24 protein-coding genes and 2 tRNA genes are annotated in these 19023 nt (G+C 62.8%); 10 read left to right on the top strand and 16 right to left on the bottom strand.

Annotated features, from left to right (window positions below; all coding sequences use genetic code 11):
• Window positions 1-26 precede the first annotated feature (26 nt).
• Complete coding sequence (locus SynMINOS11_RS08535) at window positions 27-989, top strand: NAD(P)H-binding protein (protein ID WP_186547932.1); 963 nt, start codon at window positions 27-29, stop codon at window positions 987-989.
• A 4-nt stretch (window positions 990-993) separates the two neighbouring features.
• Window positions 994-1209: a hypothetical protein gene (locus tag SynMINOS11_RS08530; RefSeq protein WP_011936104.1), complete on the top strand. Its 216-nt coding sequence runs from the start codon at window positions 994-996 to the stop codon at window positions 1207-1209.
• Here SynMINOS11_RS08530 and SynMINOS11_RS08525 read toward each other — a convergent pair.
• The gene (locus SynMINOS11_RS08525) at window positions 1206-1814 is read right to left on the bottom strand and encodes a pseudouridine synthase (protein WP_255445364.1); all 609 of its coding nucleotides are present in this window, start codon (window positions 1812-1814) and stop codon (window positions 1206-1208) included. The genes SynMINOS11_RS08530 and SynMINOS11_RS08525 overlap by 4 nt on opposite strands.
• A gap of 49 nt (window positions 1815-1863) precedes the next feature.
• On the opposite strand from SynMINOS11_RS08525, the gene infA reads away from it, so the two are divergent.
• Window positions 1864-2100 (top strand): translation initiation factor IF-1, encoded by a 237-nt coding sequence (infA, locus tag SynMINOS11_RS08520; RefSeq protein ID WP_011936101.1) that lies wholly within the window; start codon window positions 1864-1866, stop codon window positions 2098-2100.
• Here infA and trxB read toward each other — a convergent pair.
• The 3 genes from trxB to SynMINOS11_RS08505 form a co-directional block, all read right to left on the bottom strand.
• Complete coding sequence (trxB, locus tag SynMINOS11_RS08515) at window positions 2097-3464, bottom strand: thioredoxin-disulfide reductase (protein WP_186547930.1); 1368 nt, start codon at window positions 3462-3464, stop codon at window positions 2097-2099. The two genes, infA and trxB, sit on opposite strands and share 4 nt — an antisense overlap.
• Before the next feature lie 54 nt (window positions 3465-3518).
• Window positions 3519-3722, bottom strand: a complete 204-nt coding sequence (locus tag SynMINOS11_RS08510; protein WP_011936099.1) for a hypothetical protein — start codon at window positions 3720-3722, stop codon at window positions 3519-3521.
• A 120-nt stretch (window positions 3723-3842) separates the two neighbouring features.
• Entirely contained in the window at window positions 3843-4166 is a 324-nt protein-coding gene (locus tag SynMINOS11_RS08505; RefSeq protein ID WP_043737091.1) for a hypothetical protein, read from the bottom strand.
• Window positions 4167-4430: 264 nt separating this feature from the next.
• On the opposite strand from SynMINOS11_RS08505, the gene SynMINOS11_RS08500 reads away from it, so the two are divergent.
• Both SynMINOS11_RS08500 and SynMINOS11_RS08495 read left to right on the top strand, forming a co-directional pair.
• Window positions 4431-4628 (top strand): hypothetical protein, encoded by a 198-nt coding sequence (locus tag SynMINOS11_RS08500; RefSeq protein WP_186547928.1) that lies wholly within the window; start codon window positions 4431-4433, stop codon window positions 4626-4628.
• A 4-nt stretch (window positions 4629-4632) separates the two neighbouring features.
• Window positions 4633-5655: a YheT family hydrolase gene (locus SynMINOS11_RS08495; RefSeq protein ID WP_186547927.1), complete on the top strand. Its 1023-nt coding sequence runs from the start codon at window positions 4633-4635 to the stop codon at window positions 5653-5655.
• Here the strand turns inward: SynMINOS11_RS08495 and SynMINOS11_RS08490 are convergent.
• From SynMINOS11_RS08490 to SynMINOS11_RS08475, 4 genes are all read right to left on the bottom strand, one after another.
• Complete coding sequence (locus SynMINOS11_RS08490; protein WP_186547925.1) at window positions 5576-5851, bottom strand: hypothetical protein; 276 nt, start codon at window positions 5849-5851, stop codon at window positions 5576-5578. The two genes, SynMINOS11_RS08495 and SynMINOS11_RS08490, sit on opposite strands and share 80 nt — an antisense overlap.
• Complete coding sequence (locus tag SynMINOS11_RS08485) at window positions 5851-6030, bottom strand: hypothetical protein (RefSeq protein ID WP_186547923.1); 180 nt, start codon at window positions 6028-6030, stop codon at window positions 5851-5853. Before SynMINOS11_RS08485 ends, SynMINOS11_RS08490 begins: the two co-directional genes overlap by 1 nt.
• Window positions 6031-6297: 267 nt before the next feature.
• Complete coding sequence (locus tag SynMINOS11_RS08480) at window positions 6298-6879, bottom strand: hypothetical protein (RefSeq protein WP_011936092.1); 582 nt, start codon at window positions 6877-6879, stop codon at window positions 6298-6300.
• An 83-nt stretch (window positions 6880-6962) separates the two neighbouring features.
• Window positions 6963-8180 (bottom strand): 1-deoxy-D-xylulose-5-phosphate reductoisomerase, encoded by a 1218-nt coding sequence (locus tag SynMINOS11_RS08475; protein WP_186547920.1) that lies wholly within the window; start codon window positions 8178-8180, stop codon window positions 6963-6965.
• Window positions 8181-8267: 87 nt separating this feature from the next.
• Here SynMINOS11_RS08475 and SynMINOS11_RS08470 point away from each other — a divergent pair, with 87 nt between their 5' ends.
• From SynMINOS11_RS08470 to SynMINOS11_RS08460, 3 genes are all read left to right on the top strand, one after another.
• A complete protein-coding gene (locus SynMINOS11_RS08470; RefSeq protein WP_186550793.1) occupies window positions 8268-9599 on the top strand; it encodes a sodium-dependent transporter in 1332 nt (443 codons plus the stop codon).
• 13 nt (window positions 9600-9612) lie between these two features.
• Complete coding sequence (locus tag SynMINOS11_RS08465) at window positions 9613-9816, top strand: hypothetical protein (protein WP_043738210.1); 204 nt, start codon at window positions 9613-9615, stop codon at window positions 9814-9816.
• Between the two features lie 127 nt (window positions 9817-9943).
• Entirely contained in the window at window positions 9944-10120 is a 177-nt protein-coding gene (locus SynMINOS11_RS08460; protein ID WP_186547919.1) for a hypothetical protein, read from the top strand.
• Here the strand turns inward: SynMINOS11_RS08460 and cysS are convergent.
• On the bottom strand, window positions 10117-11562 hold the full coding sequence (gene cysS / locus SynMINOS11_RS08455; RefSeq protein WP_186547917.1) for a cysteine--tRNA ligase: 1446 nt from the start codon (window positions 11560-11562) through the stop codon (window positions 10117-10119). The two genes, SynMINOS11_RS08460 and cysS, sit on opposite strands and share 4 nt — an antisense overlap.
• Before the next feature lie 49 nt (window positions 11563-11611).
• Entirely contained in the window at window positions 11612-14515 is a 2904-nt protein-coding gene (polA, locus tag SynMINOS11_RS08450) for a DNA polymerase I (protein ID WP_255445363.1), read from the bottom strand.
• Window positions 14516-14577: 62 nt separating this feature from the next.
• Between polA and SynMINOS11_RS08445 the strand changes: the two genes are divergently transcribed.
• Window positions 14578-14817, top strand: a complete 240-nt coding sequence (locus tag SynMINOS11_RS08445; RefSeq protein ID WP_186547915.1) for a hypothetical protein — start codon at window positions 14578-14580, stop codon at window positions 14815-14817.
• Window positions 14814-16082 carry a cation:proton antiporter gene (locus SynMINOS11_RS08440; RefSeq protein ID WP_011936084.1) on the top strand — a complete coding sequence of 423 codons (1269 nt, stop codon included), beginning with the start codon at window positions 14814-14816 and terminating at the stop codon, window positions 16080-16082. The genes SynMINOS11_RS08445 and SynMINOS11_RS08440 overlap by 4 nt, the downstream gene beginning before the upstream one ends.
• Here SynMINOS11_RS08440 and gltX read toward each other — a convergent pair.
• The 6 genes from gltX to SynMINOS11_RS08410 form a co-directional block, all read right to left on the bottom strand.
• A complete protein-coding gene (gltX, locus tag SynMINOS11_RS08435; protein ID WP_186547913.1) occupies window positions 16029-17456 on the bottom strand; it encodes a glutamate--tRNA ligase in 1428 nt (475 codons plus the stop codon). The genes SynMINOS11_RS08440 and gltX overlap by 54 nt on opposite strands.
• A gap of 20 nt (window positions 17457-17476) precedes the next feature.
• Window positions 17477-17550: transfer RNA gene (locus tag SynMINOS11_RS08430), tRNA-Asp, on the bottom strand.
• Between the two features lie 252 nt (window positions 17551-17802).
• Window positions 17803-17991, bottom strand: a complete 189-nt coding sequence (locus SynMINOS11_RS08425) for a hypothetical protein (RefSeq protein ID WP_011936082.1) — start codon at window positions 17989-17991, stop codon at window positions 17803-17805.
• 50 nt (window positions 17992-18041) lie between these two features.
• Window positions 18042-18114: transfer RNA gene (locus tag SynMINOS11_RS08420), tRNA-Trp, on the bottom strand.
• A gap of 67 nt (window positions 18115-18181) precedes the next feature.
• A complete protein-coding gene (gene rplS / locus SynMINOS11_RS08415; RefSeq protein WP_186550789.1) occupies window positions 18182-18646 on the bottom strand; it encodes a 50S ribosomal protein L19 in 465 nt (154 codons plus the stop codon).
• A gap of 62 nt (window positions 18647-18708) precedes the next feature.
• The gene (locus SynMINOS11_RS08410) at window positions 18709-18987 is read right to left on the bottom strand and encodes a hypothetical protein (RefSeq protein WP_011936080.1); all 279 of its coding nucleotides are present in this window, start codon (window positions 18985-18987) and stop codon (window positions 18709-18711) included.
• Window positions 18988-19023 lie beyond the last annotated feature (36 nt).

Genomic DNA, 19023 nt, shown 5'->3' with positions numbered 1-19023 from the left:
AAGCTCGCCGTCGCTGTAGTGCGCTGATGCGGGTTCTGGTACTTGGTGGAACGGGGACCCTGGGCCGCCAAATTGCCAAGCAGGCACTGGATGCCGGTCACACGGTGCGCTGCATGGTGCGCGCTCCGCGTAAAGCCTCTTTCCTCCAGGAATGGGGCTGTGAGCTCACCCGCGGCAACCTGCTCGATCCCGACTCACTGGCCTACGCCCTTGAGGATCAAGAGGCCGTCATCGATGCGGCAACCGCCCGCGCCACCGATAGCGAGAGCGTTTATCGCATCGACTGGGACGGCAAGCTGAATCTCTACAACCAGTGCCGCGCCAAAGGTGTGCGCCGGATTGTGTTCACCTCGCTGCTGGAGGCCGAGCGCTTTCGCTCGGTGCCTCTGATGGACATCAAGCACTGCACTGAGCAGATGCTGTTGGAGGGTGATTTCGACGTCACGATCCTGCGCACCTGCGCCTTCATGCAGGGCGTGATCGGGCAATTTGCCATTCCGGTTCTGGAGTCACAAACCGTTTGGGTGAGCGGCAGCAGCACGCCGATCGCCTACATGAACACCCAAGATGTGGCCCGCTTTGCTGTGGCTGCCTTAGGCCGTGAGCAAACCATTGGTGGCAGCTATCCGGTGGTGGGCCCCAAGGCCTGGAACACCGGCGAAGTGGTGCAGCTGTGTGAGCGCCTGGCCCGCAAGGAGGCCCGCGTGATCCGCGTTCCGCCCGCCTTGATGCAATCGATGCAGGGTCTGGTGTCGTTCTTTGAGCCCGGCGTCAACATTGCCGAGCGTTTGGCCTTTGCCGAGGTCACCGGCGGCGGCGTCAGCCTCAACGCGCCGATGGAGGAGAGCTACGAAGCCTTTGGCCTGGATCCAGCGGAGACCACTTCCCTTGAGGGGTATCTGGAGGAATACTTCAGCAGCATCCTCAAGCGCTTGCGCGAGATGGAAGCCGACCTCGATAAGGACGCCAAGAAGAAATTGCCTTTCTGAGCCCATGGCCATTGCCCAGATCAAAAACTTGCAACGGCGCCTGGCCAACATGGAGTCTGAAGCCACGGCTGCCTTGGATCGCGCTTGCGGCAACAGCCTGTGGGCTTCGATCGGCCCTGATGCCATCGATGGCTTGGAGGATCCAGCTGCCCGCGCCCAGGCGAACTACTACTACGGCCAATTGATGACCGTGCGTGAGCTGCAAGACGTGCTGGGCTAACGGCCCAGTTGCTTGAGCCGTTTCTCTTCGGCGGCTGACACCCAGCGCCACTGGCCTGGTTCCAGCCCATCAAGGTTCAGCGGCGGCTGGCCGTCCATCAGATCCAGGCTCCAGCGAATCAGCCGCAGCGTGGGAAAGCCAATGGCTGCGGTCATCCGCCGCACCTGACGGTTGCGGCCCTCGGTGAGCTCCAGTTCCAACCAACGGGTGGGCACGCTGAGCCGGTGGCGGATGGGGGGATTGCGCTCAGCGATGCCCGCAGCGACTGATGGATCCAGCAATTGGGCCCGTGCCGGGCGGCTGGGACCGTCTTTGAGCTGGATGCCCCGTCTGAGCGGTTCGAGATCAGCTTCTGTGGGCGCCCCTTCCACTTGGGCCCGGTATTGACGCCAGTGGCCAAAGCGTGGATTGGTGAGTTGATGCTGCAACGCGCCGTCGCTGGTGAGCAGCAGCAGCCCCTCGCTATCGGCATCCAAACGCCCAGCGGCATAGACGCCTTTGATCGGCACAAAAGAGGCCAGGCAGTCCCACCGGCTGCCTACTTCAGGCGTGAATTGGCTCAACACCCCGTAGGGCTTGTGAAGCAGCAGGCAAGTTGAAGCCACCAGACCTTATAAAGTGAATATTCCTTGGACGAGCGAACCCAGCAGCTGCATGATTGAAACCTCCGGAGTTATTGAGAAGGAACAGGGGAACGGTTTTTACCTGGTCACTCTCGAGCAGCCGGCTGGTCACCAGTGCCTCTGCCGCGCCGCAGGCAAGCTCACCAAGTTCCGCATCAAATTGTTGGCTGGAGACAAGGTGCTGGTGGAGATCAGCCCCTATGACCTCAGCCGTGGCCGCATCACCTACCGCGAACGCAACGCCGGTGGCCCGCCGCGCCGCCGTTAAAGCAGCGCTTCAATCGCCTGCTTGACCTCGCTGCGCTGCTGAACCCCGCGCCATTGCTTTTTGAGCTCTTTCCCGTAGAAGAGTTGCACCGTCGGCGTGCCGGTCACTCCGGCCTGCGCGGCGATCTCGGGTTCGTCTTCCAGGTTGATTTCCACCCCCTGGGCGGCGCCCTCGAGTTCATTGAGCACCCGCTTCAGCTGCGGCTTGAACACATGGCATGGCCCGCAACTCGGTGAGGTGTAAGTCACCAGAAGCGGTTTGGGGCTCTCGTGATACAGCCGCCTCAGGGCATAGCTGCCGCCTTGCCAGAGAGCGTCTGCGCTGAAATCGGCTTCGGTGGCCGTGGTGGTGGGCTGAGGCAGTTCCGCGGCTTTGGGCTCCACCTCCTCGCGGCTGACTGTGACCGCCAGATCGTGGTGGCTGAGCCAGCGCTCGGCAGCCAGGGCCGCTTGGCAGCCACTGGCGGCGGCGGTGATCGCTTGGCGCCACTGGGCATCGGCTACATCACCAGCGGCAAACACGCCCTCTTTGCTGGTATTGGGGGAGCCGCCTTCGATCACCAGATAACCCTTGGCATCGAGCTCGAGTTGCCCTTTCACCAGGCGGGTGTTGGGGGTGTGGCCAATGGCATAAAAGAGGCCCTTCACCGCCAGGGTTTCGCAGGCGCTGCCTTCGCTGTCTTGCAGCTGCAGTTGCTCGAGCCATTGATCACCACCAAAGCCGCCCACCTGGCGGTTCCAATGCACGGTGATCTGGGGATTGGCCAAGACGCGATCGGCCATGGCCCGGCTGGCCCGCAGGCTGTCTTTGCGCACGATTAGGTGCACATGGGAGCCGTACTTGGTGAGGTAGACCGCTTCTTCGCAAGCGGAATCGCCGCCGCCAACAACGGCCAATTCGGCTTTGCGGAATTGCGGTGTGGCGCCATCACAAATGGCGCAGGCGCTGATGCCGCGGCTCCAGTAGGTGTCTTCCCCGTCGATGTGCAGCCGATTGGCACTGGCCCCGGTGGCCAGGATCACGCTGTGGGCCACAACGGTTTGGCCATCCACCTGGATTGTGTAGGGCCGCTGGGAGAGATCGAGGGCTTCGGCATCGGCCTCGATCAGCCGGGTGCCCCAGCGCACGGCTTGGGACTTCATCCGGTCCATCAGCTCAGGACCAAGGATCCCGTCGGGGAAGCCGGGGAAATTTTCAACGTGGGTGGTGGTCATTAGCTGACCACCAGGGATGCCACCGTCTTGGTAGCCGGTGATGAGCAAGGGGCTCAGGTTGGCCCGTGCGGCGTAGAGAGCTGCGGTGTAGCCGGCAGGGCCGGAACCAATCACCACCAGGTTTTCCACCGCTGCAGCAGCGCTGCCCATCGACGCTTGACCGAACTCGATGGGCAAAAGGCTAACGGCCTTTATACGGAATCGCTACGGATTAAGGCTGGCGATGGTGGGCGGCACCAGCAGGGGCTCATGCATGGCTTCGGGCGAGCGCATTAACCAGTCAGCCATTTCGCTGGTCAGGGCAAAGCTGGCTTCGTAGTCACCCTTGGCCTCGAGTTCGGCCAGACGGGCTTCGAGCCACACCAGGGTTGGACCCAGGCTGCGGTGCGGAGACGATCCAATGGTCATGGCAACCTCCGATTGCGGACCACGCTGCTCGGGAAAAGCCCCGAATCAGCTGTGAGTTCGCGAAACGTCGCACTTTTCTGACGACCGGAGTGTTACGAGCATCACCGGATCAGCGACTGCTCACCGATCAATGGGCTCAATGCTGTCGATGTGTAGGGACCGGGGCAGGCCTGGGCGCACTGTGGGTTTCTTGAACCGGCGTTTGTTGAAGGCCGGTGGCGGGGTTAGCGGCGGGGCTTGGAGCTCCGAGGCCCTCTCCTCGGGCTCGTCACTCGGTACGCGCAGCCAGTCGTTGTCGACGCTGTCGTTCTCGGCTTCAGGGCGCGGCTCTTCCGCGCTGCTCTCCTCCTCGCTGCCGCCGCGGTAAGGCTGCACCTGCAAGGGCACCTGGCTGACCAGGCTTCCGCCCAGTAGGGCTGCGATCAGTGGAAGGGTGAACGCCATGGACGGGAGCGTACTGGGTCTTTCCTGGGCTTGGCCAAAAAAAAACTCCACTGCCCGGCAGCGGAGTTCGAAGTGACGTGTTCGCGGCTGGCTCCGGGGGCCTGTTTCGTTCCGCACTTTCATTAAGACCCATGCGAATCACAGAACTGTGACTGGTCCAGCCCCTGGCCTGACCAAATGTGACTGAGCCCTTTTGAGTACTTCTGCGCAGGCTGAACGCTTCTGGCGTCACTAGTTTCCGGCCATCGAGGCGCGTGAGATGAGATGCCCCAGTTCCCAACACCCAACCCTTCCTCTTCCTCGGTTCCACCGGGGTTGCGGCGGCGCTTCGAGCGCTGCTGGCACAAGGAGTGCGACATTGATCCTTTAATCCTGCGGCTTCGGCGTTTACGCCGGCGCCGAGGTGCACGGGCCCAAGCGGCAGCCCGCAGCGTCGAGCAGGAGATGTTGCCGATCCTTTGAAGCGTTGAGCCAATCCGGGTGGAGTGAGATCGCAGCAGCCGGCTTCCGGGCTCGCTTGCCCTGGCTGGGCGGGGACCTGCAAACCCTGCGCGACACCTTGAAGCCACCGCGGCTGCCCGTTGACCTCGGTGAGCACGTGCGGGTACCCATGGCTTGCGGCGGCCAGTTGCTGGCGGTTCACGACCATTGCCCCGATGCCCAGGCCCTGGTGTTGCTGCTGCATGGCCTCGGCGGCCATAGCGATCGCGAAGGCCTTAGGCGCATGGGCTTGGCGCTGCAGGCCGCGGGCTTTTCTGTGCTGCGCCTCAACCTGCGTGGGGCCGGGAAGGGGCGGGCTTTGGCCTCAGGCACCTACGCGGCCCTCTGCAACCGTGATCTCTGGCCTGTGCTCGAGCGTGCCCGGCAGCTGGCCGGTGGTAAGCCGCTGCTGGGGGCAGGCATTTCCCTGGGGGGCACGATCCTGCTCAACGCCTGCCTGGAGCAGGCCGATGCCCTCGATGGCTTGGTCTGCACCAGCAGCCCCTTGGATTTGGCGGCGTGTTCGGCCTCGATTGAGCGGCCCCGCAATCGCATTTATCAGCGCTGGTTGATGCGCCGTTTGGTGGCGCAAACCCTGGAGGACGACAGCTCAGTGACGCCCGCTGAACGCGAGGGCCTGCAGCAGGTGCACAGCATCCGTGACTTTGATGATCTGATCACCGCGCCGCGCTGGGGCTATGGCGATGTGGAGCGCTACTACCAGCAGGCCAGCCCAGCGCCTCGCTTGGGCCAACTGCGCACCCCAACGCTCCTGCTGCAGGCCGACGATGACCCATGGGTGCCCGTCGCTGAAGCCCAGAGGCAGCAGGGCCGCCACCGCGCCTTTGAGGTGGTGATCAGCCGGGGCGGCGGCCACAACGGCTTCCACGGCTGGGGTGATGCCCCCGTCGCCTGTTGGGGCGACCGGCTTACGGCAGCCTGGCTACAAGATCGCTGCAGGGCGCTTCCAGGGGCTCCAGGCAGAGATGCAGCTCCTCAATCGCGCTGAGCAGCTCCATGAGTTGCTGGGTTTGTTGCTCCTCACCCGCCCCTGGCACCTTGGCCAGGCTGCTCATGACCTGCTGAAACTGATCGCAGGTGCGCTCCAGCTGGGCGCGACGGCCGCTGGGCAGCTGCAAGCGCTTCTCCATCAAGCAATCCAGCAGGGTCTGGATTGAGCGCAGCTCTTGAACGATGTCTTGCATCAGTCGTCGTAGTGGCGTGTGCCCACCCAGCCGTCGCTGCTGGGCTGTTGATCGATGCGCCAATACCGCTCACCACCGCGGTACCAGGAGTCGACCATCACCGCTTGGATCTGTTCAGCGCTGTAGTGCTCAACGTCAGGACTCTCCAGAAGTTGGATCTCCTTGTTGGGGTCCGTCATGGGCCACAAAAAGACGTCGCCTTCAGTGTGGAAATTCCCTGGCGCGAGGGTGATGGGGTTCAGCAAGATTTCCCAATCGCTGCGATGCCAAAGGGCCGATTTAGGCTGCGGATGTGCCTTCTGGTGGCTGCGCAGCAATGTTTGAGAACGACCGGCGCCCCCCTTGGTTGAACTGGTTGTTCCTCGCCATTTTCCTGTGGTCCTCATGGACCTTGGCCGGCTACTGGTTCAACCAGATGCATCAATAGGGCTCCTTGATGGGCTGGCTTAGCGAATCGCCTCGCTGTGGTTGACGAGCAGGTGATGCACATCGTCGAGGCCATCTTTGGCCTGCTGGCGAGCCAGGTCAAAGTCGCCATGGGCTTCGCCCATCAGGGCCTCGCCAACCCGGTCGAGCAACTCCTCGTTGTGCTCGCTCAAGAAGGCCAACAGTTCCGTCTCGATCACCTGGCGCACGGCTTTGGAGCGCAGGTTGTTGTGGTCGGCCTCGGCGTAGGTGCCGCCCACCAGTTCTTGCACAAACAGGCGCTGCACCTCGCTGCTGCGGAAGAAGCTTTCCACGGCATTGATGGTGCCGTCAGCCAGGGTGCGCTCCACCTCCATTGGTTCTTCCGAGAGCTTGAACTCCCAGTCCAGGTGTCGCCGCTGCCAGCCCTGTTGCTGCAGCATCGGCAGCACCATCTGGGAGAAGGTGTCGACAGACATCTCGTAGATACGCTCGGCTAGGCGCTCGCACCAGTCGTGGCCATGGCCTTCCAGGTTCTGCTGGAGTTCAGTGCGCTCCACTTCATGGCCGCCGTGATGGCTGTGGCACACATCTCCGGGGCACTCAACTGCTTTTAGGGACATGGCCTAGCTCAGACTCTCTCATTGCCTTGCTAATGACGCTGCCTGGCCAGTCCTGACGGTTGCAGAATCTCTTCGGCTGGTTGTTACGCCGCCAGCGGCACGCTGCTGGTGTCTCGTACGAAGCGGCGTGCCCATTGATCCATAGCAAGCACATCATCGAGGCTGGGCTGGGCTTTGAGATCGTTGCGGTGGCGATCGCAGGCGGCCTCAATCAGCTTGGGGATATCGAGGAAATGGATGCGCTCCTCGAGGAAGAGGGCCACCGCCTGCTCGTTGGCGGCATTGAGCACAGCCGGCATCGTGCCGCCGGCGCGTCCGGCGGAATAGGCCAGATCCATGCAGGGGTATTTGGCTGGATCCGGGGCTCGGAAGGTGAGCTGCCCCAGTTCCGTGAGATCGAGCCTGCGCCACGGGGTTTCCAGTCGCTCCGGCCAGCTGAGGCAATAGAGGATCGGCAGCTTCATGTCGGGCCAGCCCAGCTGCGCCAGCACCGAGGAATCGGCCAGCTCCACCATCGAATGGATGATCGATTGCGGGTGGATCACGATTTCGATGTGGTCGTAATCCACGCCATAGAGGTAGTGGGCTTCGATCACTTCCAGCCCCTTGTTCATCAATGAGGCGGAATCCACCGTGATCTTGCGCCCCATGCTCCAGTTGGGGTGGCTGGTGGCATCGGCCACCGTGGCCTTGGCTAGATCGGCGGCAGCCCAGTCGCGGAAGGCACCGCCAGAGGCGGTGAGTTGGATGCGGCGCAGCCCCGGTGTGGGCACACCCGTGGAGAGCCGGGCGGTATCAGCCCAGGGGGTGCCCTGAAGGCACTGGAAGATCGCCGAGTGCTCGGAATCAGCCGGCAGCAGGCGGCTGCCGCTGCGCTCCAGCGCCGGCAGCACCACCGGCCCAGCGGCAATCAGGGTTTCTTTGTTGGCCAGGGCCAGATCTTTGCCGGCTTCAATCGCCGCCAGGGTGGGCAGGAGGCCTGCGCAGCCCACGATTCCAGTGACCACCAGATCGGCGCTGCTCCAGGCGGCGGCCTGGCAGAGCCCCTCGTTGCCGGCCACCAGTTCGGGACAGCGCGGCAGGTTCAGAGCCTGGAGTCGCTCGCGCAGCTCACTCAGCAGGGCGGGATCGGCCAGGGCCACCACTTCGGGCTGATGGCGCTGCACCTGCTTGCACAGCAACGCCAAGTTGCGGCCGGCGGTGAGGGCCACCACGCGGAAGCGCTCGGGAAACTCCTCAACGATTTCGAGGGTTTGCGTTCCGATGGAGCCGGTGGAGCCCAGCACGCTGAGAGCTTTCACGGCCACTGCCTTAGAGGGCACCCAGTCTCCCATCGAATTGGCCAATCACTGGCAAGCTGGCGCGGCATTGGGCTGGTGGGAGAAGGGATGGCAGCGCGGGAGAAGTGGCGCTCAGGCCTTGGTTTTGTGCTGGCCGCGGCTGGCAGTGCCGTTGGTCTGGGGAACCTTTGGGGCTTTGCCTATCGCGCCTCCCAAGGGGGCGGTGGGGCGTTTTTGTTCCTGTATGTGCTGATCGTGCTGGTGGTGTGTCTGCCGGTGTTGGTGGCGGAAATGGTTTTGGGCCGCAGCACCGGCCAAAGCCCCCTGCTGGCGCCGGTGGCGGCCGCTGGCCGTCGCTGGCAACCGATGGGCTGGCTGTTTGTTCTGGCGGCTTGCGGAATCTTGGCGTTCTACGCCGTGTTGATGGGCTGGACCGGCGTCACCCTGCTGCAGTCCGCCTTGGCTGGCTTGCCCCAAGACATGGGGGCCGCCGAGGAGTTCTTCGCTGGCCTCAGTGGCGGCCGCACGGCGCTGTTGGGTCAGCTGATCAGCCTTCTGCTGACCGCCCTGGTGGTGGCTGGCGGGGTGCAAAAAGGGATTGAACGTCTGTCGCGCTGGGGTTTGCCGCTGCTGTTTGTGGTGTTGATCGCCCTGGCGATTTGGGCCTCGGGTCTGGAGGGTGCCGCCAGCGGCTATCGCACCTTTTTGCTGCGTTGGGACGGCGCTCAGCTGCTGGATCCCACCACCATTCGCAATGCCTTCACCCAGGCCTTCTTCTCGATCGGCACCGGCATCGGCTGCATCCTTGCCTACGCGGCCTATCTCGATCGCCGGGCCCATCTTCCCCGCGAAGCCCTGGCGGTTGTGGGCATGGACACCGCCGTTGGCTTGTTGGCGGGCATGGTCACCTTCCCGGTGGTGATGAGCTTTGGTCTGAGCGATGTGATCAGCAGCTCCACCTTGGGCACGATTTTCATTGCTCTGCCCACGGGCTTGTCGTCGTTGGGTGGGAGCGGCCAGGTGGTGGCCGTGGTGTTTTTTGCTCTGGCCTATTTGGCGGCGATCACCTCAGCGGTGTCGCTGCTGGAGGTGCCCGTGGCCTGTTTGATCGATCGTCTCGGTTGGAGCCGGTCCAAGGCGGTGTGGGTGAGTGCGGCGGTGATCTTTGTGCTGGGCTTGCCGGCAGCCACCTCGCTTGGGGTTCTCGGCTGGATGGATTCGGTCTTTGGCGGGGTGCTGTTGATCCTGGGCGGGTTGCTGCTGGCTGTGCTGTTGGGTTGGGTGCTGCCCAGTCGCTTCGAAGACGACCTCAGCAGCAGCGGGGCCCCCAAGGTCGTGCGCCAGGGGCTGATGCTGCTGTTGCGCTGGGTGGCGCCACCGGTGATTGCCTTTGGATTGTTGGTCTCGGTGTGGGATCTTCTGCGCAGTTGGTTCGGTTAAATCGATGCCATTGATGGACTGGATCAAGCGTTGGAATTTCATTGAGCGCGCTCGCTACGAGCGACAGCTGATTGATGCCTTTGGCCGCGGCGAAGACATCGATGCCTTGGCAGCCAATTGCGAGCCGGGCTTTCAAAAGGAGGTGTGGGAGGCGATGGTGCCGCGCATTCGCAAGATGGAGCGGATGATGCGCGATCAGCAGCCACCGCAAAGCTGACGCCGCTCGTTGCGCGTCTTGCGCGACGCGGGTCAGGAAATGAGTACAACTGCTTACGGCGAGCCCTTGGAGCTGTTCAATGGTTCAGAGGCGCTAGCGCCTTTCTGTTCTCTGAACGGGGAATGTCATGAACCTTCATCAGGGAGTTCGCCTGCAGTTGCCAGGTGACAGCCGTTGTTTTCAGGTGCTCAGCGTGGATGCCCCGCGCGGCCGCTGTTTTGTGCGCCAGCTGCCCCTCACCCGCCATGGCTCACGGGTGATTGAAATTTCGCTCGACACCATTGAGGCTGCCCAGCAGGCTTAGGCCCGAATCCAGTCGGTGATGCCGCCGGGTTTGTCGATTAGCTCGATGCCTTCGGCTTTGAGTTCGGCGCGGATGCGGTCGGCTTCGCCGTAGTCCTTGTTGGCTTTGGCGCTCTTGCGGGCCTCGATTAAATCGTTGATCCGTGCGCCATCATCACCATCGCTGCTCGGTGCTGTGATTTCAGTGGCTAGCCCAAGCGCGCCGGCCAGATCTTGCAGCAGTTTCCACTGGCCCGCGAGTCCCTGGTCATCGGCGGTGATCGCATCACCGCGCTCCAGGCGGTTGGCCAGGGCCCGCAAGGGACGCGCCAGCTCAAACAGCACCGCCAGGCCGCCGGAGCTGTTGAGGTCGTCATCCATGGCCTCGATGAAGCGCTGCCGCTGCTCCTCCAGCTCGCTGCTCAGTTCGCCTGCGCCGCTGCTCCAGCCCAAGGCTTCTCCATGGCGCTCGCCCAGTAGCAGCGCGCTGTTGAGACCCTTCCAGCCGTTGGCTGCCGCATCGAGGGCTTCTGCTGTGAAGTCGAGTGGCTTGCGGTAATGGGCCTGCAGCACAAACAGACGCAGGGTCATCGGCGAGACGCCGCTGTCGAGCAGCGCCCGGATCGTGGTGAAGTTGCCGAGCGATTTCGACATCTTGGTGCCGCCGACATTGACCATGCCGTTGTGCATCCACAACTTCGCCAGGGTCGTGCCGTTAGCGGTTTCTGATTGGGCGATTTCGTTTTCGTGGTGCGGGAACACCAAATCGCCGCCGCCCAGATGGATGTCGATCGTTAGGCCCAGCTCCTGGCGCACCATCGCTGAGCATTCGATGTGCCATCCCGGCCGCCCTGGTCCCCAGGGTGAATCCCAGCTGGGTTCGCCTTCCTTGGCTCCTTTCCAGAGGGCGAAATCAAAGGGGTGGCGCTTGCGGCTCTCTTCGCCATCAGCTGTGCGGCCACTGGCGCCTTGCTGCTGTTCGTTGGGATCGCGGCCGCTGAGCTTGCCGTAATCCTTGGCTTTGGAGATGTCGAAATAGACATCGCCATCGGAGCTGTAGGCGGCGCCTTTGGCTTCGAGTTCGCTGATCAGTTTTTGAATGCCATCAATGCAGCCTGTGGCCCTGGGCATGCGATCGGCCGGCAGGATGTTGAGCCGACCCATATCGATTTCAAAGGCCTCGATATTGCGTTCACTCACTGCCTGCATCGAGCTTCCTTCTTCGGCAGCCCGTTTGAGGATCTTGTCGTCGATGTCGGTGTAGTTCTGGACGTAGGTGACGTCGTAGCCGCGCCAGATCAGGTAGCGGCGCAGCACATCCCAGTTGATGTAGCTGCGGGCATGGCCCAAGTGGCAGAGGTCATAGACCGTGACGCCGCAGCAGTAGATCGTGGCTTTGCCGGCCTCAAGAGGCTCGAACGCTTCAGTGCGGCTGGTGAGGCTGTTGGTGAAGCGCAGGGACACGGCAAGAACAGGCGCAGAACCGGAGGTTACGTTCCAGCCGGGATCTCTGTTATTTCGCCTCCATCCAGTTGGGGCCACTACCGATCTCAACCACCAATGGCACGCTCAGACTCACGGCCTGCTCCATCGTGCGTTGCACGCTGCTCTGCACCGTGGCGAGCGCATCGGGAGCGCACTCGAGCACCAGTTCGTCGTGCACCTGCAGCAGCAGCCGGGCCGGCAGTTGCTGGTCGAGCAGCAGCTGCTGCAGATCCACCATCGCTTTTTTGATGATGTCGGCGCTGGAGCCCTGGATCGGGGCATTGGCGGCGGCCCGCAGTTGCTGGGCTTCCATGCCGCCGCGCCTGGCCACATCGAGATCGATTTCAGCGGGATCGGTGCCCTTGAGCCGCCCAAGGCCTTGGGGATCGAAATGGAAGGGCCGCCGGCGCCCCATCAGCGTTTCCACGTAGCCGCGGCTGAGGGCCAGGCGCTCCTGCCATTCCAGGAACGCAAACACCTTGGGGTAGCGCTGCTTGTAGCGGCTGAGGAACTCCTTGGCTTCGGCTTGGCTGACCCCAGTGGCGCGGGCAAAGCGTTGGGCGCCCATGCCGTAGATCACCCCGAAGTTGATGGTTTTGCCCAGGCGCCGCTCCTCATCGCTCACCTCGCTCTTATCCAGTAGCAGGCGGGCTGTGAGCGCATGCACGTCATCGCCGCTGTTGTAGGCCTCCACCAAGGCCTCTTCGCCGCAGAGGTGGGTGAGGATGCGCAGCTCGATCTGGCTGTAGTCGGCGCTGAGCAGGGTCCAGTCCTGCTGGGGCAGGAAGGCTTTGCGGATCTGGCGGCTGTAGGCCGTGCGCACCGGAATGTTCTGCAGGTTGGGGTTGCTGCTGGAGAGCCGTCCGGTGGCCGTCACCGCCTGGTTGAAATCGGTGTGCACCCGCCCGGTCTCGCTTTCCACCAGCTGGGGCAGGGCATCGACATAGGTGCTCTTGAGCTTGCTCAAGGTGCGGTGCTCCAGCACCAGGGGCACCACCGGATGGGCGTCTTCGAGTTTTTCCAGCACCGCGGCATCGGTGCTCCAGCCGGTTTTGGTCTTTCTTGATTTCTTGCGGTCCAGCCCCAGGGTGTTGAACAGCAGCTCGCCCAGCTGTTTGGGGGAGGCCAGGTTGAACTCCTCGCCGGCCGCAGCGATGGCTTGCTGCTCGAGTTGCTGCAGCTTGTCGCCCATCGATTGGCCCAGCTCCTGTAGGTAGGGCACATCGATGCGGATGCCGGTGGCTTCCATTTGTGCCAGCACCGGCTCCAGCGGCAGTTCCAGTTCCGAGAGCAACTGCGGCAAGGCTTCTCCGAGTTGCTCGAGTTGTTGCACCAGATCAATCGCTAAGCGGTAGGTGAGGTGCACGTCCATGCCGCAGTACTGGGCTGCGGCTTCGATGGGCACATCGGCAAAGGTCTGCCCTTTGCCCACGAGATCGCTGAAGCTGGTGGGGCGGAAGCCGTAATGGCGCTGCGCCAATTCCTCGAGGTTGTGGCGAGCTGAGGCGTCGCGCAGATAGTCGGCCAGCAGGGTGTCGACGGCCACGCCATTGAGCTCCAGCCCATGGCGCAGCAGCACCAGCCGGTCGTATTTGGCGTTCTGCAGGCATTTCCGCTGCGTTGGACTGGCCAGCCAAGGGGCCAGGGCCTCGAGCACCTCGGCAAGGGGTAATTGCCCTTCGGCGCCGCTGTGGCCGATCGGGATGTAGGCCAGATCGTTGTCGGCTTCACCCCAGCAGAAACCCAAGCCCACCAGCTGCGCGCGGAAGGGGTTGAGGTCGGTGGTCTCGGTGTCGATGGCCACGGCCGGGGCATCGGCGCTGCGTTGCTGCAGCTGGCTCACCAGGGCTTGGAGTTGAGCGGAGCTGGTGATCAGCTGCGGTTTGAGCGGCGGAGTTGTGGGCGTTTCGCTCTCCGGTTCGCTCAGCGCTTCGCTGGGATCGGCAGAGCTACCGGTGTCCAAGCTCAGTTGGCCAGCGGCTGAAAAGAGCTCGGCAAATTTTTCGCTCTGCCGCTGCAGGCTGTTGAGCTCTAGCTCCTCCAACCGCTGACGCAGGGCCCCCAGCTCCACCAGGCCCAGACCCAACCGCGGATCTTCGGGCAGGGGAATGTCGATCAGGATTTCCGCCAGCATCCGCGAGCGGTAGGCGTTTTCCTTGTCGTTGCTGAGCTTGCCCTTGAGCGCCCCTTTGAGAGCTCCGCTGCTGGCTTTGGGGTCGCTCAGGGCTTCAAGCGCTTTGTAGACCCCATCGAGATCACCGTTTTCGCTCAGCAGGTTGATGGCTGTTTTGGGGCCAACGCCGCGCACCCCCGGGATGTTGTCGCTGCTGTCACCGGTAAGGGCCTTGAGGTCCACCACCTTGTTGGGCATCACGCCGAGTTTGCTCACAACGCCCTCTTCACGGATCTCCGTGGGGCCGCTGCTTTTGGCGTAGGGGCCGCCACCCATATAAAGGACAGCGATGTCGCGCTGGTCATCCACCAGCTGGAATAGGTCGCGGTCGCCCGAGAGGATTCGCACCCGCCATCCCTCGTTGGCGCCGCGGTTGGCCAGGGTGCCAAGCACGTCGTCGGCTTCGTAGCCCGGGGCTAGGCAGAGGGGGATATCCAGGCAGCCTTTGAGGATCTCTTGCAGGTTGTCGACGTCCTGGAAAAAGTGATCGGGGGCTACATCGCGGTTGGCTTTGTAGGTCTCATCGGCTTTGTGCCGGAAGGTGGGCTCAGCGGTGTCAAAGGCGATCACCACCCCTTGAGGTTTGAGGCTTTTGCAGTTGTCCAGCAGCGCTTTGAGGAAGCCATAGGTCACGCTGGTGGGGATGCCGTCTTGGGTGCTTAAGCCCCCCTCGCCCCCCTTGGAGAAGGCGTAGAAGCTGCGGAAGGCCAGGGAATGCCCATCCACCAGCAGCAACAGAGGCTTGGTTGTGCTGCCCATCAGACGCTGGAATTGGCCCACAGCCTGCCATCCGGCATCCTTGGGTGAGACCTGCACAGCTCATGAGCCGTCGCCCGAGCCGCTATGCCGTGCATCTCTTGCTCGAAGGCGGCCATCGCCACCAGATTCAGTTTCCTGATCTCGAGAGCTTTCAGAGCTGGTATGCCGAGAGCCTCAACAAGCCAGATGCCCAGGCTTTTGTGAATGTGCCCATCACCGAGCTGGAGGGTGAATACTTTGTGGTTCGTCCGCGGGCTGTGCTGGCTGTGCATGTCGAACCCCAGTTCACGGGTCTTGAATGAGCGCTGAGCGGCTCAATCTGCTCTGGGGCATCACCATGGCCTCCGGGGCCACAGCCCAGCTGGTGGCCAAGCTCACGAGCCTGCAGGCGGTGGTGCTGCTGCTCGTCAGTGGTCTGGTGGTGGGCCGCGCCGGTTTCCATTGGGTTGAGCCGCTTGATTTGGGCTCCAGCCTCGGCACCGTGGTCGGCCTGCTGGTGAGCCTGGTGCTGTTTGAAGGCGGCCTCAAGCTGCGGCTCCCCGGCGGTGAGCTGCGCACGGCTGTGCTGCGCATCGTGGCGGTGCGCTTGTTGGTGGCCTTTGGCGGAGCCTTTCTGGCGGCCCACTGGCTGGCTGGTTTGAACTGGTCATTGGCCGCGGTGTTCAGTGCCATCGTCTTGGCCACCGGCCCCACCGTGGTGAATCCCCTGGTGCAGCAGATGCGCCTGCAAGAGCCCCTAGGTGAGGTGCTGGAGGGAGAGGGCCTGGTGCTTGAACCGATTGGCGCTGTGCTGGCGGTGATGCTGCTGGAGCTGGTGCTGGGAGATCGCACCGGCTGGCAGGGCGTGGCCGCTGGACTATTGCTGCGCTTGGGATTTGGCGTGGCCATGGGCTTGCTCAGCGGCCTGTTGCTCTCTGAGCTGCTGAGGCGTTTGCCTGCCGATTCCGGGGTTTTGGGTCTGCGGGTTCAGCTCACGCTGGGCATTTTGTTTTTGATGTATGGCGGTTGTGACGCCCAGCTGTCGGAATCGGGATTCCCAGCGGCGGTCGCCGCTGGGGTGGTGGTGGGGCGCCGGCCGTCCTCGGAGCCGCAGCAGCTTGATGACTTCATTCGCCAGCTGGCCCAATTGGCGATCACGGTGCTGTTTCCGCTGCTGGCTGCTGATGTTTCGTGGCGGGAACTCAGCCCCTTGGGGCTGGGCGGGGTTGGTTGTGTGTTGGTGCTGATGGTGGTGGTGCGCCCGCTGGCGATCTCATTGGCCAGCACAGGCTTGCCCCTGCAGTGGAAGCAGAAGTTGATGCTCAGTTGGATGGCCCCCCGCGGCATCGTCACGGCCGCGGTGGCCAGTTTGTTTGCGATTCGCTTGGAAGCCGCTGGCTTTTCAGGCGCTGGACGCCTGCAGGGTTTGGTGTTCCTCACGATCCTGATGACCGTGGGCCTCCAAGGCCTCACGGCGCCTTGGTTGGCGCGCCGCTTGGGCTTGGTTCAGCCTGATCTTGAGGCTGAAGCCGGCTCAGCCGAGGGCGCTGCTGATGCGCCCGCGGTCTTGCCCGGCCGCGTTCAGTAGCAGCCAGCTCTCCATCAGATCAGGCCCCTGCAGTTGCCCCATCAAGGCACCGCGGAGCGATTTCATCAGCACGCCTTTTTTCACATCAGCGGCCTTGCAGGCATCACTGAGTAGGGCTTTGGCCTGTTCGGCCTGCAGCGGCTCGTCGCTCAGTGATGTGAGCAGGGCCTTGAGGGCCTCTTGGGCTCCGGGTTGTTGCAGTTGCTGCTGAGCGTCCTCTTTGAGGGAGGGCGTTTCAAAAAACGGTCGAGCTTGCTCGACGCCATCGGCCAGGAGCGTCAGGGAGGGGCCCAGCAGCTCGCAGAGTTGCTCCAGCCAAGCTTGGCTGCGGCCGCTGGTCTCAAAGCCTGCCTCCTGCCAAAGCGGGGTGAGCTTGCGGTTGAGTTCTGCGGCACCAAGCTCATGCAGCACCTGGCCATTGAGCCAGTTGAGCTTGTCCCAATCAAAGCGGGCACCAGCTTTGTTGACGCGCTGGAAGTCGAACACCTTGGCGGCCTCCGCCAAGGAGAAGCGCTCGCCCATGCCCTCCGGCGGCGACCAGCCCAGCAGGGTCATGTAGTTGGCCAGGGCGCTGGCGGTGTAGCCCATGCCGCGGAAGTCGCTCACCGAGGTGACGCCATCGCGCTTGGAGAGCTTGCGGCCCTCTTGGTTGAGGATCAGCGGGGTGTGGGCGAACTCAGGCAGCGGCAGCCGCAGGGCTTCGTAGAGCAGCAGTTGCTTGGCGGTGTTGGCGATGTGGTCTTCACCGCGGATCACATGGGTGATGGCCATGGCGGCGTCATCGACCACCACCACGAGGTTGTAAAGCGGATCGCCGATTTGATCGGCTGGAGCGCGCCGGGCGATCACCATGTCGCCGCCCAGGTCGGCTCCGCTCCAGCTCATGGCGCCGCGCACCAGGTCGTTCCACTGGATGTTGCGGCTGTCATCGATGCGAAAGCGCACCGTGGCTTGGCGTCCCTCGGCTTGATAGCCGGCTTCCTGCTCGGGGCTGAGGTTGCGGTGGCGGTTGTCGTAACGCGGCGCTTTCTTGTTGGCCATTTGGGCCTCGCGCATGGCGTTGAGCTCCTCTTCTGAGGCGTAACAGCGGTAGGCCAGCCCGGCATCCAGCAGTTGTTGGATTGCTTGGCGGTGCTGCTCCACCCGCTCGCTCTGGATGACGGGCTCGGCATCCCAGTCGATACCCAGCCACTTCAGGCCATCGAGGATGTTGCTGGTGTATTCGCTTTTGCTGCGCTCTTTGTCGGTGTCTTCAATGCGCAGCACAAACTCGCCGCCATGGCGCCGCGCGTACAGCCAGTTGAAGACCGCCGTGCGTGCGGTGCCGATATGAAGCGTTCCCGTTGGGCTGGGGGCCAGACGAACACGCACCATTGAGGCTGTTGAGGTGAAAACGGGACCGACGGGATTCGAACCCGCAACTTCCGCCGTGACAGGGCGGTGCTCTAACCGGTTGAACTACGGTCCCATGACCGAACTTCGGGCTGCTGGTTAGTAACCAATCACGGTGAAAGTGATGGGTTTACAGCGCTCGAAACACGTCCATGTCCTCGCTTGGAGGAAAGACCAGTATTGGGTCTGGAGGGTCCCTCCGTCAACCAATTGTTGCCGGGGAGCGTGTGATTTTTTGGGCATAAAAAAACCGGCAACTGCCAAGTGACTGGGCCGGTTGAATGAGGTGATGAAGCGCCCAGAGCGCTTGTGAGGCAGTTGCTTTGATCTAGTTGTGGAAACCAGCGGGTTCGATCAGGCGCACCTGGTTGCCCCGGGCTGTGAATTCACGACCCTGGTCGCTTTGAACCACAACGCGACCTCCGGATTTGACGCGGATCACCCTGGCCCGCACCCAACCGAGGGCTGCGGATTCGAGCACCTTCACAACATCACCAGGTTGAAGATCCAATTCCATGCTTTAGGCCTCGATTCAAACCTCAAAAAGTGGACAAAAGGTGCATCGCACGCGCCGTGGAGGACTCGAACCCCCGACATCAGGTTTTGGAGACCTGCGTTCTACCAACTGAACTAACGGCGCAGGAGGCAATGCACCAATGCCGGTGCTGACTCTAGGCACCGGAAGCGGCCCTGGGCGGGCTGCTGTGTCAGCGATCGAAGCGCTGCTTGACCCGGGTGGCTTTGCCCATCCGCTCGCGCAGATAGAAAAGTTTGGCGCGACGCACCTTGCCGCGGCGCTCCACCTTGATGGAGGCCACCTGGGGGCTGTGGACCATGAACACCCGCTCCACGCCGATGCCTTGGAAGATTCGGCGCACGGTGATGGTTTCGTGCATGCCGCCGTGGCGCTTGGCGATCACCACACCCTCATAGGGCTGAACGCGCTCTTTGTTGCCCTCACGGATGCGGACGCCCACCTTGACGGTGTCGCCCACATAAACGTCAGGAAGATCGGACTTGATCTGACCTTCTTCAAACGAACGCATCAGCTCTTCGGCGCTCAGCTTGCGCGTGCTGACCTTGGCCGCGGCTGCCTTCTTGGCAGGGGCTTCCTCGGTGGCGCTGGCTACAGCGGTCTCCTCGGTCTTGGTTGCTGTTTCCTCTGCGGTCATTGCGAATCGATGCAACTCAACTGGTGAGTTGCCGTAGCGGGCCAAGGGTCCAGCTTACCCCTTCACCTCAACCATTTCCCCAGAAGCATCAGCAGTCCGGTGCTGAGCATCCAGATCAATCCCAGCCCATTGAGCAGTACGTAAATCGTTTCGCCATGGGCGCCCAGCCATTCCCCCTCATGCAGTTGCATCAACCAGTGGGCTTGGTCTCGGCCCCAGCCGCCCCAATCCCGCATCAGGCGGTAGCCCAGCCCTGTGCTGACCGTGATCAGCAGCGGCAGCAGGACGACTGGAGCCAGCCGTCCATGCCAGCGGCGGATCCGCAGCAACCAGGTGCTCATGGGTGCAGCTCCGCGACAAGACGGACAGCATTGATA

The organism is Synechococcus sp. Minos11 (assembly GCF_014279855.1).
Taxonomy (GTDB): Bacteria; Cyanobacteriota; Cyanobacteriia; order PCC-6307; family Cyanobiaceae; genus RCC307.
This window is presented reverse-complemented; position numbering and strand designations above follow the sequence as displayed.